Consider the following 14,730-nt stretch of genomic DNA (forward strand, 5'->3'; position numbering starts at 1 on the left):
TGGTAAAGTATGGTACTACTCTGCAAAGCTGAGTTGTTTGATCTTAGATAAACTAGTGTGTGCCTGATCGAAAATTACGGCTTTCACTTCAGGGAAACTTTCACTCAATTGCCGTGGAACCACTTTTGCTTTTTCGGCAGAAGCCATTAGGAGTAGTACGGGCTTGGAGTGTAGCTCAATAGCAGGAGCTAGTTGCGCGCGAACTGGATTGTACCACTCGGCCGGATCGGCTAAAGTATTGCGACCATCCACGGCCACCCAATCCACATAATTGATGCCCGGGAAATACGCCTTCAGTGAATCACTCTGGGGTGGGGTCCAGACCCATATCAGCCGTGGCCCCCCAACGGTACGCACCTGCCGCACAAGGTTTTGCCAGTCGTGGATGTACTCAGATGCCGAAGAAGTATGAAGCAGCGGCCGTAAGAGCACAGGAAACTTCAATTCATCTAGCTCTAGCTGCCTAAGCTGCTGCAAGTTGCCCCGATTGCCAGGCTTCAGTTCCCAATTCACTAAGGTGGCCCCACGCCGTGCCGCTAAGGTTTGCTTCAGCGTCTGCAGTTGCGCCAGGGTCGGGCTTGCGGGCATATCTAAAGCCACAAGAGACGTGGAGTCGGTAGGAGGAGGGGTGCTAGTGGTAGGCAACGCCACAAGTTGCCCAACATGCAAGGAGGCATCTGGCTGCGTAGGCCACCATTGCCGCTCTAAAGCAAGGTACTGGGTCCGGTAGCTATAAAGCCCCACCAAAGTAAGGCAATAGAGGCTGGCTAGCCCGATTGCAAAACGGCCAGCGGCGGGCCGCAACCCTTCCACCAGCTGGTGGCCGATTTGGCCGCGCCATTGGTCGGCCGTTAGCAACAGCCACCGCACAGGCCGTGTAGCTGCTGCCGTGCGCAGCAACGATTCCAGGATTCCGTGCTGCGCCATGGCCACAGCCGCCAGCAGAATAGCCGCGTTGAAAAGTACCAGCACCGACATAAACTGCGTGGCTGGCGTTAAGGAAAGCCCCCGGCCATATTTGGCGGCAGCTACCAGCACTACAGCGGTCAGGATATTGGGCAGGCTGATCAGCCACTCTGTCGCCGGGCGGCCTTCTTTAGGCGTTGGAATGTAGGGTACTTTGAAGTTGATCAGCGCATAGAAAAAGCCCAACGCATACACCCACCACGAACCTACCCGCAAAATACCTCCTGCCAAGTGCAAGCCTGCTTCGTGCGGCTCGCGTAGCCAGCGTTGCGCACACAAGCGAATAAGAAGTGTAAGGGCCGTGAAAGGGAAAATATGCAACGTGAATTCGCCGAGCCCCACTCGCCAAGGAAACGTAGTGGTTACTAGCGCTAGGGTGGGTACGGCTATGTCAATGAGCGTGACAACCCCCGACAAAAAGTACAAAGGCAAAAGCAAGTAATGTAGCCGCTGCCGCCAACTGAAGCGAGGAAACAAGCGCGGATACACTCGAAACAGTAAGTCGAAAGCGCCGCGTGACCATTTCAGCTGCTGCGAATAGAAGGCCCCGAGCGAAGCAGGTACCAGTCCCCGGCTCAGCACCTTGGGCAAATACACCGACTGCCACCCCTGGGCGTGCAAACGCATAGCGGTATGCATGTCTTCCGTTAGGCCCGATGCGTGGCCACCAATGGAGTCGAGTGCGATACGGCGGAAGGTGCAGTTGGCGCCAATAGCCTGGCCGGTGTTGTAGGCATTCATGCCCATGAGCAGCGGACCATAAAAATGATAGGTTTGCTCTGCTGCGCCGCGGGCTACCAAACTCTCGTGCTGGTTGCCGTAGGCCTGCACCACCTGCACAAAGCCCACGTGAGTATCTTGGAAATACGGTACCACCTGGTCGAGGAAGTCGGGGGTGGGCACGTGGTCAGGGTCGAGCACCACGCACAGCTCACCCGTGGCTTGGCGCAGCGCGTTGTTGATGTTGCCGGCTTTGGCGTGCACCTTTATTTTGCGCGTGACGTGTACTACACCGAGCTGCTCGCACACCCGACGTAGATACGGGTCGTCGGCTTCATCGCAGAGGTAGCTGGTGTGAGGGTAGCGAATAGCCTGCATAGCCTGCAATGTGCGCACGATCATATCGTAGGGCTCGCCGGCGCAAAAGGTCGTGAGTACATCTACGGTAGGGGCATAGCCAGGCTGCCAAGTAGGCGCTATGGGTTCCCGCACATTTACGTAGTGGTACCACTCGTGCAGCGTACGCAAAAATTTAAAGCCCAATGAGCCGGTTAGCAGCCAGAACAACAACGGGTTACCAATGTGGTCGGCGTCAGCAAACCACCAAACGAATTGCAGCAGCATCAAGCAACCTAAGGCGACTAATAGCCGCATCTGCTTTACGCCAGGGGCTGCTTTGTATTTGACAGTGGTAGGAGAAGGGGTTGTACTATTTCCTGCAAAATCACCTTCCCGCACTGTTTTTCGAGTATCGTCCATCCGAGCGCCTTTCGCGAATCTCAATCAAGCTATGCTCTAACAACTTATGTCGAGACATAGCTCTCTGTGACTGGAAAATAAATAGAAATTGTATAAAGATACTCTGACTTTCTAGTAGGCGCAAGCTCCTCTGTTTATGATTATATAAATATTGTAGAATTATTTATACAATAAATCATAGATTTGCGCTTTACAACCGGAACATTGATCTGCTTCGTATGTCGAGTTGCCAGACAAAAGTTTCAACAAATATTCATGCAGCAATTGTTTAAAATTCGCCATCAGGTTAACAGAGCGAGTCGTTTGCTGCTTGGGCTTTTCCTTGCTAGCCTGGCGGTTGCCTGCACTGAACAGAAAAGAGAAAGCCGCGCAGCTGAGCAGCAAAACCAGGCTCCTAACGCTACATCGCCTAATAAGGTTATCCCCGTGCGGGTAGTTCGTACAGGTACTAAGTACGAGTTGCTGCGTGGCGGAAAACCCTATTTTGTAAAAGGAGCCGGTGGACTTGAGAAATTTGCTTTGTTGAAAGCAGCCGGTGGTAACTCTATTCGGCTCTGGACCACCGACTATGCTCAGCCCCTGCTCGATTCGGCGCAGGCACATGGCCTAACCGTTCTGCTTGGGTTATGGCTGATACCCGAGCGTGATGGGTTTGATTATTACGACAAGAAGGCTGTAAAAAAGCAGGTGGAAGATCTGCGCAAGCAAGTGATACGCTACCGCAACCACCCGGCCCTGCTCGCCTGGGATGTTGGCAACGAAGTGGAACAGGGGTCCGGCAACCCAGATGTGTTTGATGCCATTGATGACGTGGCAAGAATGATCCATAAGGAAGATCCAAATCATCCGGTGATATCCACTTTCATTGACCCCACGGTATTGAAGTGGATGGGAAACCGAGGCCATGAACTGGACTTCATTGCGTTTAATAGCTACGGTAACTTAAGAGAACTTCGGAACTACCTGAAAAAGGTTAACTGGCAGCATCCGTACATTATCACTGAGTTTGGGACCCAAGGCTATTGGGAGACTTCTCAAACCAGCTGGGGGGCAGCGCTAGAGCCACGAAGCGCCCAAAAAGCTAGGGCAGTAGCCGAATTCTACCAGACGGGCATTCAGAAGGAAAGTAATCAGTGCTTGGGTTCCTACGTCTTCTATTGGGGCAACCGCCAAGAGGCGACTCCTACGTGGTTCAGCATGTTTACGCCTACCGGAGAGCGGACCGAACTCGTCGACCAGATGCAGTATTTGTGGAGCGGCACTTGGCCAGCTAATCGGGCACCCCAAGTAAGCGACATCCAGTTCAATCGGCACTTCGACAATCAAAGCTTACGGCTGCGGCCGAGCCAGACGTATCCGGCTTTCGTTACGGCCCAAGACCAGGAGCACGACAGCTTGCGCGTGGCATGGGAGGTCCGGCCCGAGTCGCGTTGGCGCGAAGACCGCAAGACGCTACAAGTCCGCGACGAACCGCTCCCCGGCTTGGTGCTGGCGCCCAATCAGTTTAATACCTCAGTGCGCACTCCTTCTAAGCCGGGAGCCTACCGCTTGTACGTTACGGTCACGGATGGGCACGGAGGAGCCTCCACAGCAAACTTCCCTTTTTACGTGCAAGGAGCCACTTCCAAGGGCAACGACCAAGGCTCGCTCGCTACTAAGCTGAAGTCCTCTCTTCAGGCAGCTAGCTTGCTGAAGTAAGGCTAAATAAGATTTTGATATACTTGTATATAATCACTTGTGAATGAGTGTGTAATGAGTTATTTGAAATATAGATAAGCTACTCGATTCCTGCTTATTAGAGGGCGTCAATCCATTGGAAATCCCCTTTCAACTTTAAGGTTAGTTGCCCTAAAGAAGCTTTAGTTGCTAGTGGATTCGCTAGCCCCAATAGCCCGCTTTTCACCGTGCGAAGGAATTGGATTGCCAAAGAAATCGTGCGGTCCAGGGTCACGATTGAATTCACTAAGTAGGTCTAAGCCAGTACCTAGTAAGCCTGAGCTGGCTTGCATTTGATACGCGGTAAGGGAAGTCAGCTGTCGGCTGGAATTTAGGGTTGCTAGGGTACCACCGGTGCCGGGCTGCTGCAGCTGCGGATCTGCTTCTATTCCTGTGGCGCGAGTGCCAAGTTGTTCTTGCCCGGTTGCTGCTCGCCATTCCCTAAGCGAATTGTACCGCTCAGCGCCCCAAGCTATTTGTAGGGCCTGTCCGCTGCTCCAATACGCGTTGCCTTGCAAGAGTACCCCACGAGTTGTGAGGCTCACTACCACTGGTAAGCCGGCCGTAGTTTGCAGCACATTGTTGTGTAGGCCCACGTCGGTGAAGCCTTCGCCGCTTATATGCACTGCCTTCGGTTGTGAGTTATCTGCTGGCGCACTCACATAGATGGTATTGTTGTGGACAAAGGCTCGTTGGATACCCCCGTTGGCACCCGACGACCAAAGCGTCAGCGCGCCCTGCCCATGCCGACGCCCGTCATTTTCACTGATGTTATAGCGAACCGTTACGTCGTGTAGGGGAGGCGCATTTGCATATTGAGCCACGAGGTAACCTGGGCCGTCGTTGTCGTGCGAGTAGTTGTACTGCAAAATGGAGTTGGTGCAGCCGCCGTCTAAGTCGAAGCCTCCGCCATCCTTTGTGGTCCCCGTCTGGTTGTGGTGCGATTCGCAGTATTGGATGATTAAGTTGTTGCAGTTCCAGCCCCAGATACCAACGGGGCCGCCGTTGGGGTTGGCATTAAGGGCACCATTATGATGAGCTTCGCAACGCTCAATCAGAACTCCATCGACGCCTGAAAGCACGATGCCGCTGCCAGTGTGCGTATCGGTTACGTCGGCCCGACCAGTGTTGTCAAAGGCTTGGCAGGACCCCACGTACCAGTTGTGGTGGGCAGCTAGCGTTTGGGCATACGAGCCCAAGCCAGCCTCGCCATTGGCCGACACAACGCAGCGCGTCACGCGCACGTGGTCGTAGCCGCTACTTCCGTTCGCACTACCGATGGAAATGCCCCGGTCGCGGTAGCCTTGCACGCTAAGGTTGTCGAGCACCACGTGTTGTAAATGGGTGTCGGCTAGGTCGAGGTGAAAGATGACGCCGGAATTGGTGTTGGTTAGTCGCCCCGAACCAACAAATTCCAGATTGTGCAGCTCAATACCACCGATGTTTTCGGCGTAGAAGCCATATGTAGTACCGCTGATGATGCGTGCCCGGCCTGCTCCGTACGAGCCAAAGAGGATGGGCCGAGCAACCGACCCTTGAACCGTACTGCGCACCCAAATAGCGCCTTCAAAATTGCTGCCGCCTTCAAACAGGATCTGGTCACCTGCTTTAAAGGGGGTGCTATTCACTTTCCCGATTGTCTTCCAAGCTTTCTTGATGGAAGTACCTGCGTCTGCATCATTGCCAGTTGCACTGACATAATAGGTCTTGGCTGATGCAGAGAAAGACAATAGAACAAACAGGATTACAGATACAGTACGAATAATTCTTTGGTGCAAGCAGTTGAATTACAAGGCTACACAAGTAAGCGCTCCAAGATTGTGCAGTAGCTACAAACGCAATCCAACTGCTACAGAAGTAGGTGTAACTTGAAGAGTGTATGCTGTTCGGCAACGTAGCTACTACTCAGATGGCAAACCAGCCGCTTTCAGGTCTTTGAAGCCGCCTGCATTCACAACATTCTTGAAGCCAGCTTCTTCCATCAGCTTCAACGTTTGGCCGCTCCGGTTGCCGGAAGCACAATACAGAACGTAGTTTTGCTCTTTGTCTAGTTTAGCGACCTGCTCGCGGAAGTCAGGGGCGCGAAAGTTTAGGTTCTCGGCTCCTTTCACATGGCCGGCAGCAAACTCCTCGGGGGTGCGCACATCGAGCAGGACCGTGCGAGGTTTTTTTAGCATGTCGGCCACCACAGCAGGCGGGGTAAAGGTTGTAGCGGTTTGGGCAAACGCTGCTGGCAGAAAGCTGAATACACCCAGGAAAGCCAGCACAAGGAGGCGATACATAACGAACAGTAAAAGCGAAAAAGAAAGAGGAGAGCGACGCGAAAAACAGACTGCGCCGGGGCCAGTTTTGGCCACCGGTGCTCCCGGACGCATACTCCCCGAGGGATCAGGGGGGAATTAAAGCGTGGCTACGCGGTAGCCAGGCTAACCCATTCGTGAAAGTATGCTGCCCGGGAGGCCGGTATTATGGGGGCCCTAAAATAGAGAACCCTGTTGACCTGTACCACTGCTTTTCGCTGGAAATGAGTCAGATTCAGAGGATTTCGAGGAAATGCCTAAATCTTGTACGTCTTCCAGCGGTCCGTCTAAGTCCTCGGCACCGTTAAAGGTAGCCTCTGTCTCAGTCGGAATCATGGCTAGCAGATCGGTCTCCGAAATGATGGGTACTTTCAGTTCCGTAGCCTTCTCACGCTTGGCAGGGCCCATTTTGTCGCCGGCTACCAGATAGCTGAGTTTCTTGCTGATGCTGCCCGTTATTTTGCCGCCGTGCGCCTGAATTAGGGCTTGCAGTTCATCCCGGCTGTGCAATTCGAACACCCCCGACAATACGAAGGTGAGGCCCTCTAGCCGGTTACTCACGGCTTGGGGTGCTTCGCCAGTTAGCGCCAGTTGCACGCCCGCTAGTCGTAGGCGCTCCACTAAGTCGCGGTTGGCAGCCTCTTGAAACCAAGCCGCCACCGACTCGGCAATAACGCCTCCTACTTCGGGCACGGCGGCAAGCTCAGTTACTGAGGCTTGCGCCATGGCATCTACGGTGCGGTAGTGCGCGGCCAGCTTCTCGGCCACGGTCTCGCCTACGTAGCGGATTCCTAGCCCAAAGAGTACCCGGTCGAAAGGTACTTGCTTGCTTTGCTCTAAGCCGGCTACCAGGCGCTGCACTGATTTCTCGCCCATGCGCTCCAATTGCGCCAGTTCCTGCGCCTTAGCGGGCAAATCGTACAAGCTGGCCGCATCCGTAACTAAGCCCAAATCGAAGAAGCGGCCGACGGTTTCGGCACCGAGCCCGTCGATGTCTAGGGCCTTGCGCGACACGTAGTGTTCGAGCTTGGCCTTGCGCTGCGGTGGGCAGCCCCGTTCGTTGGGGCAGCGGTAATGCGCCTCGCCTGCCGGACGAATAAGCGGCGTATCGCAGGCTGGGCACGTGGCGGGGTAAACGATGGCCTGGCTTTCGGGAAGGCGGGCCGTGAGGTCGACGCCCGTGATTTTCGGAATGATTTCCCCGCCTTTCTCCACAAATACCATGTCGCCGAGGCGCAGGTCGAGGGCGGCAATCTGGTTGGCGTTGTGCACGGATGCGCGCTTCACCACGGTGCCGGCCAGTGGCACAGGGTCGAGCAGCGCCACAGGCGTAACGGCGCCGGTACGGCCGACGTTGTACTGCACTTCCCGCAGGCGTGTGCGGGCAGCTTCGGCAGGATACTTATACGCAATGGCCCAGCGCGGACTTTTCGAGGTGTATCCTAGCTGTTCCTGCTGCCGGAAATCATCAACTTTGATAACAATGCCATCGGTGGCAACGGGTAGGGTAAAGCGCTTCTTGTCCCACTCGTGCACAAAGTCCAGCACCTCGTCCATGCTCCGGCATAGCCGCCACGTGTTCGATACGGGCAAGCCCCAATCGTTAAGCGCTTCTAGGGAAGCGCTGTGGGTGGGAAATATGCTCCGGCCCGGCATCAGGAAGGAGTAAGCGTAGAACCGCAACCGCCGTTCGGCCACCAGCGCCGAATCTTGGAGCTTGAGGGCCCCACTGGCGGCGTTGCGTGGGTTAGCCAGCAATGCTTCGCCATTGGCTTCGCGCTCGGCATTCAACTCAGCGAAAACCGGCAGGGGCATGAATACTTCGCCCCGTACTTCCATTTCGGCGGGTTGCTTGGCTGCCGTGTCGGGGCGCAGGTGCAGCGGCAGGTTCTTGATGGTGCGCACGTTGTTTGTTACCACGTCGCCGCGGGTACCGTCGCCGCGCGTGACGCCCTGGGTCAGCTGACCTTGCTCGTAGGTTAGGCTCATGGCTACCCCGTCGAACTTCAACTCGCAGACGTAGGCAAATTCGGCGCCCTCCAAGCCACGGCGTACCCGCTCGTCGAACTCGCGCAAGTCTGCTTCCGAGTAGGTGTTGCCCAAGCTAAGCATGGGGTAGCGGTGCAGGGCCGTAGGAAACTGCTTGGTGATGGTGCCGCCCACCCGTTGCGTGGGGGAGTTGGGCAGGGCATACTGCGGATACTCTTTTTCCAGGCGTTGCAAATCGGCCAGGAGCTGGTCGAATTCCTGGTCGGATACTTCAGAAGTATCCCTCTGATAATATTGGTAGTTGAGGTGGTGGAGGCGCTCAGTGAGGGCGGAAATTTGCTGCTGAATGTCGGTTGTCATAAAGAGGGGCGCAGAAGCTTCAACTAATGCCACTGGTGGTTGGGTTTAAAGCCGGTGGCTTTGCAAGCTACGGCTTTCGGCATACTCAGGATATAAAAAGCCCGTCCGTTTCGAAACGGACGGGCTTTTTATAAAGAGTTACGTTGTGTAATGGCTTTCTATGCAGTCAGAACCGAGCTTACATTTTGTCGGTAATGAGTACGCCGTCAGCCTCGAAATTCAGTTGCTCCTCGGGCTTGGTAATGGCGGCCACTTCTTGGTCGGATTTGCCGGCATCTTTAGCGTAGTGCTGCAAATCGGAAACGGGTACCTGCTCGCGGTGCGCCCACCCGTTTATCACCACGGTTTTGCCGGCTATGTCTTTGGGCACAAAGAACGCGTAGTCTTTGAAGCGGACCCGCATTTCCTGGCCTTCGGGCGTTTTCATGGTCAGCCAGCAGCCTTTGGCTTGACATACGGCATCGGCGGTGCCCACTAGCTTCACTTGTGCCGAGTCTTGCTTGCCTAGCACCTGCTTAAGCTCGGAGAGTGGCTTGGCACCTTCGGCGGTTACTGCCGCGCCATAGGTTTTGCCCTGCGGCATGGCTGCCGTTTCGGTGGCGGGCTTGCTGGCGCTGGCCGCATCGGTAGCCGGGGTCGACTGGCAGGCGCCCAAACAAGTTAGGGTAGCCGCCAGCACAAGAAGCTTGGTAGTCATAGGGTTGGTCTAGACAGTGAATTCAAGGAGTTAACACACCGGAAATTACAAAGTTCTAGTTAGACGCTACGCACCGCGCTATTCGGCGCTAATGTTGCGAGCCGCCAACTCGCGCACCTGCGCTACCTTGCCATTCTTGCCATAGATTTCGGTGCGCACGATGCCTACGCCGGGAGCGTAATAATCTACTTGTTTGACACTGGTACGCATGGCCATGTCGGGGCGGGGTACGGTGGCACTCTCACGCACGGCTTCTACTTTATAACAGTTAAACGTGCCCGCTGGCGTGGTCAACGACGAAGGTCCGCTCACGACGCGCCGCTTGCGGAGCACGGTGCTAACCGTAGCAATATCCACCACCGAGCTGCTAACCTGCACGTTGATGCCGCCATCGGGAAGGCTAGTGCCTACCGTAGGCTGGTTGGGCCAGGCAACTGGCATGGGCAAGTAGGCCAGTTTCCGGTCGCGGAAGCGGCGGAGGGCGTCGGCGTCCAAGTCGGCGAGGCCGTCGGTGAAGCAGGTGTCGCGGCGGCTGCGGAAGGTAAGATCCTGCAGCCGCACCAGCAGGTTTTTGTTGGTATAGAGGCCGCTTTTCAGCGTGGTAATGTTTTCCGGGACTATGGTTTTTTTACTTTCCTTTCGCTCCGTACTGCTTAGCGTCACCACCCGCTGCCGTAGCTCGCCAGCCGGCTTGCCGCTCGCATCCTTTATCTGATAAATAAGCTCGGTATTATCGGCCATCCCAAACGCCTGATTGGATTTGGGCGCGGCTACGGCCAACTCCGTTAGGTTGTTGACGGGCAGGGCGTGGTGAGTTAAAGTAGAGGTGTCTTGAGCCTGCGTACTTGATAAGGTAAGTGCTAGACCCTGAGTGAGTAACAACGAGAAACAAGAAGGGAATTGCATAGGAGTAGGAGCAGAGAAAAAGTGGCAGATGGCTCTCATACGTAGTCGAGCTTAATTGGATTAGCTGAACGGTATATTATACTCCATTAGATAAGTGACAGTGCTAATGGAAGAATGTTTTGGTAGCCCAGCCGTACGACAAGTAAGGATGCGTGTAACTTGCGCCGAGGCTGGTCGTTTGCCATAACCCTGCCAAGTCTTCTTGCCCTAACCCGCCGGAAGTATGTACCACTTTTTCTTCTCACGCTCTCATGCCTGATTCAAGCCAACAACCCACTTCCTGGGCCGATACGGCCGCTTCGCTGCTCTCCAAACTTTCGGGTGGGGTAGAATTAGCCCTGGCCTTCGACCAGATGGAACTGCAGGTTCCTAACCCCCAAAACCCCGCGGCTCCGGCAGCTACCTGGCGGCTAAACGGCTCGTTGCGCATCCGCACCCGCGGCGAAAACCCAGCGGCTGCCAACCGCCCTGCTTTGCCTCCTACTAACCCAGATTCCCTTGGCTAACGGTCTTGAACTGGAGGCGCAGTTGGTAGTGACCTGGGATGGCGACGCTATTCAGATAGCTGCGTCGGGTACTTACCTTATCGTCAACTTTCCTAGTCAGCGCGTGCTCGACAAGCTCACGAGCGGGCCTCCTAAAGACCCGAATGCGCCTCCTAAACCTAGAAACGCCCCTAAAATTGACCCTTTGCAGCAACTCAATGACTTGGCCTTGCGCTTAGGCCTCGTTATGGATCTGCGGGTGGCCGGCAAAACCCACGTAACTTTTGGCACCGGCCGCAGCCCCAAAATTACCATCAACGCTGTGCTAGGTAAAATAGGGTCTTTTTTTCGCGGCAACTGAAATTCTCGTGATACCCTGGCTGTTATGCTGATGCCGGCCGAAGGTGGATTTAACTAAGCGGTTATTTCGCCAATAGTCGGCATCAGCATAGCACGTTGTTTCTTCCTGATTTACCCAGAAAAGCCCGTAATTCTGGTTGTCGGCGAGAGAGGCTTTTACGTATCTTGCTTTGTGGCTTCCGGCCTAGTAGATATAGTTCTATCGGAACTAAAGCTTTCTGGATTGGTTTGCCAAGGACTTCGCTTTCTTCTCGCCACCACGCATGAATTCCGATAAAGAACGTAAAGATAAAGTAGGGGCCAACCGAACAGCCTCCGCCTTCCAGCGCATGGAGCGAGTACCGCCCATGTTGATGATGCTGTATTTGGCTATGGCCGGCATCGGCGTATTGTTTTTGTTTCTGGTGGTAGCGTATGCCCAAACCCGTTACATGGCCGATCTGCCCCGCGGGCTGCATCCTTTTCCCAAGTTTTTCTCTATCAGTACCATTGTGCTGCTCATTAGCAGCTACACGCTTGCCCAGGCACCGCGTATCTACCGCTCCGACGATGTAGTGAACTTAACGCGTTGCCTCGGGGCTACGCTACTGCTAGGCTGCATTTTCGCGGGCTTGCAAGTACTTGGCTGGCGCGAGTTGGTGGCGCAGGGCGTCACGTTCAAGGGAATAGAAAATCACACTTTCGCCACAGGCAGCTACATCTACCTGATTTCGGCCCTGCACGTAGCTCACTTGCTAGGTGGTATGCTGTTTCTGCTAGCCTTGCTGCTGCGCACCTTGCATGCCTCCCGCGACGCGGTTCGCACGCTGGTCTTCATCCGCAATCCGTATCGCCGTCTTCAGCTTCGCCTCCTCAGTTATTTCTGGCACTTCATTGATGCGCTGTGGGTGGTGTTGTTTGTGGTATTCGTGTTCTTGTACTAGAGTGCTTTAATTAAGAGCAACAAAAAAGCCCGGCCTAGACCGGGCTTTTTTGTTGCTCTTTGGTTTACTGCTGTGTTCACTAGGTGCACAGTAATTTACATTTAGCGCTCCAGTGTGATGGGACCTTTATACTTGCGGCCGTCGGTGTACTCGATTAGGTAATAATACACTCCCGGCACCTGCTTGCCTCCGTCCCAGCTGAAATTGCGGTTCTTGGATTCATAAACCAAGTTGCCCCAGCGGGAAAAGATTTTGATGGTAGCAAAGCGCGATTCGCAGAAGTCAGCCGGCAAATTGGGGATATTAAAAGTAGCGTTGAGATTGTCGCCGTTAGGGGTGAAGATATTGACTGGCTTGAACTCGACATTTTCTGGCTGCACCAGCTTGAAGCGCACAACGCGCGTCTGCGGGCCCGGCCGGCAAGTGGTTTCCTGCAGTTGAAAGGTAACTTCTAGCGTCTGGTCGGGGAGAGCAGCGGCGACGCAGTTGGCATCCCAGCGGAAGGTGGCCGCCGCTTGTCCGTTGCCATTGGTGGGGCGGAAGCTCATGCCGGCCGCCGCCAAATCGAACCCGTTGCCGGTAGCCGATAGCACCAGGGGATCCTGATCGGCGTCGGTACCGGTGAAAGTAGCTTCAAACACACCTCCTATTAGCCGCTCAATGACGATGGGTGGATCAGTGGCGCTGATCGGGGTCGGTAGCTCGGGCGAGGCAAGTACAGGCGGTGAGTTGTTGTACTCCACTTGAATAGGAACCGTCAGAACCACAGTCTTTGGTTCGTTGCAGGGTCCTGCTGAGGCTGTGAACCGGAATTCGTGCAATGGACGACCTGCGGCCCGGCAATCGACGCGCCACGAAAACCGTCCCCGGATTTGGTTACCATTGGGCCCCTGCGTGAAAGTGGCGCCCACCTCGGCTGGTTGGAAGCCCACACCGTTCATAGTCAACGTAATGGGGTCGTTATCGGGGTCGGCGCCTATCACGTCAAATGTTACCAGGTCACCTACGCGGACCTTCAGAGGCAAGGCAGGGCCAGCCGTGCTAGCCAAGGTAGGAGGACTGTTAGGGTCGGGCTGGGCCGTAAAAGCAACCCGCACCGTATCGCGCTTCGGGAGGCTGCAACCATTGTCCGACACAATTATATCCAGCAAATACACCTGCCCTTTGGAATCAAAGCAGCTTGGAAAGCACAGCCGCGAAACCAGCGTGTCGGGGAGGCCAGGGGTCCGGATGGTGCCTTGCGTGAGCGAAAAAGCCGGCAGCAAAGCAGCGGGGAAGTTGACAGCCCGCAAGCCCAAGGTTAGTTGCGAGGGGGAGTCCGGGTCCGTGAAGCGCAGATTCAAGCAACGTTCAGTACCAGGGCGCAGGCGCACCGTATCCACTCCTTCTCGATACATGTTGGCTCCCGACGCCCGCACCGTCATGCTAGGCGCTGAGTTGGGCGTGCAGAGGATTACTTTGAGTTGGAAGTCGCGCCGGGTCTCTCCGATCTTGATGCCGTCCCGGAATTCCGAGCATTTCAGCCCAAACACAAACAGCCCTACTTGGGAGGGCCGTACCTGCAACCGGCCAGTGAACCGGTTGATAGTCAGGGTAGGAGTGCCCGGAATCTGGTTGGTTTCGCTACGGCCCGGCCCCCAGCGAACTTCTCGATAAGGTTGTGGCGCTGCTGCAAACGGCTTCGGGTCGCCGGGGGTGGAGTTGCCGTTGAAAGGAGTGGCTAGCTCGTACACCAGCGAGTCGCCGTCGGCATCCTGGCCGCCAAAGTCGTAGTAAAACAATTCGCCGCGGCAGGCATAGTCGCTTAGAGGCGGGAAAATGCGGGGAGTGGAGTCGCGGAAGGTCAGACCGTTGCGCACCACAGCCGGGAACTCCAAGTAGAAGGTTTGGCCTGCGTCGCCCGGGTTAAGAATGTTGCTAATGCCGTTGTTGCGGCAACAGCGCTCTACGGCAGCATAGTAGCCAGCTGGACTGGTGTAGCGGTTGGCTGCCAAATCAACCCCGGCCGTGTAAATCAGCCTACGCGTAACCAACGACGACGTGGATGAGCAAGCCGGATTGGTATAATTGACAAACGAGTTGGTGCGGAGGCGCAACGTCAAATTTTGCATCCGCATATTGGTGGCTTTGTCGAAGATGCTGACCGTCAGAGCTGTATCTAGAGCACCGGCATTGCCGTTGAGTGCGTCGAAATACAGATTGAGCGTTAGCGTGTAGCTGGACCCCGACCGGTATTGCAGATCCATTTCGCCGCCTACTATGTGCGTAGCATGGGCTGAGCGACCTAGCCCAATAAGCAAGAGCAGGAGCACCAACAAACCCGGTGGCCGGCAACTACTACGAAATACTAGGAGAAAAGAAAGAATCATTTTTGCAGCTAGGGTGGAGCAGAGAAAAGAACTCTCGAAATATACAACCTGCAGGGCTAACCTATAGGATAAACCACCCAGTTTGTAGTAGGGCCTTTGTATCTTTCAGACCTTGCTCTCCCTACATTTTGTCGTCATCAAATTCCTGCTGCCTCCCACTCATGCAACGTGTTTACTTGT

At 55.1% G+C, this 14,730-nt stretch carries 11 protein-coding genes; 4 read left to right on the top strand and 7 right to left on the bottom strand.

Annotated features, from left to right (window positions below; all coding sequences use genetic code 11):
• Positions 1–15 precede the first annotated feature (15 nt).
• The gene (locus P1X16_RS08250) at positions 16–2,310 is read right to left on the bottom strand and encodes a glycosyltransferase (RefSeq protein ID WP_277227466.1); all 2,295 of its coding nucleotides are present in this window, start codon (positions 2,308–2,310) and stop codon (positions 16–18) included.
• Between the two features lie 654 nt (positions 2,311–2,964).
• Here P1X16_RS08250 and P1X16_RS08255 point away from each other — a divergent pair.
• Positions 2,965–4,143 carry a glycoside hydrolase family 2 TIM barrel-domain containing protein gene (locus tag P1X16_RS08255; protein WP_277227467.1) on the top strand — a complete coding sequence of 393 codons (1,179 nt, stop codon included), beginning with the start codon at positions 2,965–2,967 and terminating at the stop codon, positions 4,141–4,143.
• A gap of 161 nt (positions 4,144–4,304) precedes the next feature.
• Here P1X16_RS08255 and P1X16_RS08260 read toward each other — a convergent pair whose 3' ends face one another.
• The 5 genes from P1X16_RS08260 to P1X16_RS08280 form a co-directional block, all read right to left on the bottom strand.
• Positions 4,305–5,789 (bottom strand): right-handed parallel beta-helix repeat-containing protein, encoded by a 1,485-nt coding sequence (locus tag P1X16_RS08260; protein WP_277227468.1) that lies wholly within the window; start codon positions 5,787–5,789, stop codon positions 4,305–4,307.
• Positions 5,790–6,062: 273 nt separating this feature from the next.
• A complete protein-coding gene (locus P1X16_RS08265) occupies positions 6,063–6,443 on the bottom strand; it encodes a rhodanese-like domain-containing protein (protein WP_277227469.1) in 381 nt (126 codons plus the stop codon).
• Between the two features lie 195 nt (positions 6,444–6,638).
• Positions 6,639–8,810: an NAD-dependent DNA ligase LigA gene (gene ligA / locus P1X16_RS08270; protein WP_277227470.1), complete on the bottom strand. Its 2,172-nt coding sequence runs from the start codon at positions 8,808–8,810 to the stop codon at positions 6,639–6,641.
• 178 nt (positions 8,811–8,988) lie between these two features.
• Positions 8,989–9,507, bottom strand: a complete 519-nt coding sequence (locus P1X16_RS08275) for a DUF4920 domain-containing protein (protein ID WP_277227471.1) — start codon at positions 9,505–9,507, stop codon at positions 8,989–8,991.
• A gap of 78 nt (positions 9,508–9,585) precedes the next feature.
• On the bottom strand, positions 9,586–10,413 hold the full coding sequence (locus tag P1X16_RS08280) for a hypothetical protein (protein WP_277227472.1): 828 nt from the start codon (positions 10,411–10,413) through the stop codon (positions 9,586–9,588).
• 251 nt (positions 10,414–10,664) lie between these two features.
• On the opposite strand from P1X16_RS08280, the gene P1X16_RS08285 reads away from it, so the two are divergent.
• From P1X16_RS08285 to P1X16_RS08295, 3 genes are all read left to right on the top strand, one after another.
• Positions 10,665–10,919 (top strand): hypothetical protein, encoded by a 255-nt coding sequence (locus P1X16_RS08285; protein ID WP_277227473.1) that lies wholly within the window; start codon positions 10,665–10,667, stop codon positions 10,917–10,919.
• A complete protein-coding gene (locus P1X16_RS08290; protein ID WP_277227474.1) occupies positions 10,912–11,259 on the top strand; it encodes a hypothetical protein in 348 nt (115 codons plus the stop codon). The genes P1X16_RS08285 and P1X16_RS08290 overlap by 8 nt, the downstream gene beginning before the upstream one ends.
• 262 nt (positions 11,260–11,521) lie before the next feature.
• A complete protein-coding gene (locus P1X16_RS08295) occupies positions 11,522–12,181 on the top strand; it encodes a cytochrome c oxidase subunit III (RefSeq protein WP_277227475.1) in 660 nt (219 codons plus the stop codon).
• Between the two features lie 101 nt (positions 12,182–12,282).
• On the opposite strand, the gene P1X16_RS08300 is transcribed toward P1X16_RS08295, so the two are convergent.
• On the bottom strand, positions 12,283–14,550 hold the full coding sequence (locus P1X16_RS08300; RefSeq protein WP_277227476.1) for a gliding motility-associated C-terminal domain-containing protein: 2,268 nt from the start codon (positions 14,548–14,550) through the stop codon (positions 12,283–12,285).
• Between the last annotated feature and the right edge of the window lie 180 nt (positions 14,551–14,730).

It is taken from the genome of Hymenobacter sp. YC55 (assembly GCF_029433095.1).
Taxonomy (GTDB): domain Bacteria; phylum Bacteroidota; class Bacteroidia; order Cytophagales; family Hymenobacteraceae; genus Hymenobacter.

Coding starts and splice junctions, on each gene's coding strand:
- P1X16_RS08300 (WP_277227476.1), bottom strand. CDS start 14,550: ATGATTCTTTCTTTTCTCCTAGTATTTCGTAGTAGTTGCCGGCCACCG.
- P1X16_RS08280 (WP_277227472.1), bottom strand. CDS start 10,413: ATGCAATTCCCTTCTTGTTTCTCGTTGTTACTCACTCAGGGTCTAGCA.
- P1X16_RS08250 (WP_277227466.1), bottom strand. CDS start 2,310: ATGCTGCTGCAATTCGTTTGGTGGTTTGCTGACGCCGACCACATTGGT.
- P1X16_RS08285 (WP_277227473.1), top strand. CDS start 10,665: ATGCCTGATTCAAGCCAACAACCCACTTCCTGGGCCGATACGGCCGCT.
- P1X16_RS08275 (WP_277227471.1), bottom strand. CDS start 9,507: ATGACTACCAAGCTTCTTGTGCTGGCGGCTACCCTAACTTGTTTGGGC.
- P1X16_RS08295 (WP_277227475.1), top strand. CDS start 11,522: ATGAATTCCGATAAAGAACGTAAAGATAAAGTAGGGGCCAACCGAACA.
- ligA (WP_277227470.1), bottom strand. CDS start 8,810: ATGACAACCGACATTCAGCAGCAAATTTCCGCCCTCACTGAGCGCCTC.
- P1X16_RS08265 (WP_277227469.1), bottom strand. CDS start 6,443: ATGTATCGCCTCCTTGTGCTGGCTTTCCTGGGTGTATTCAGCTTTCTG.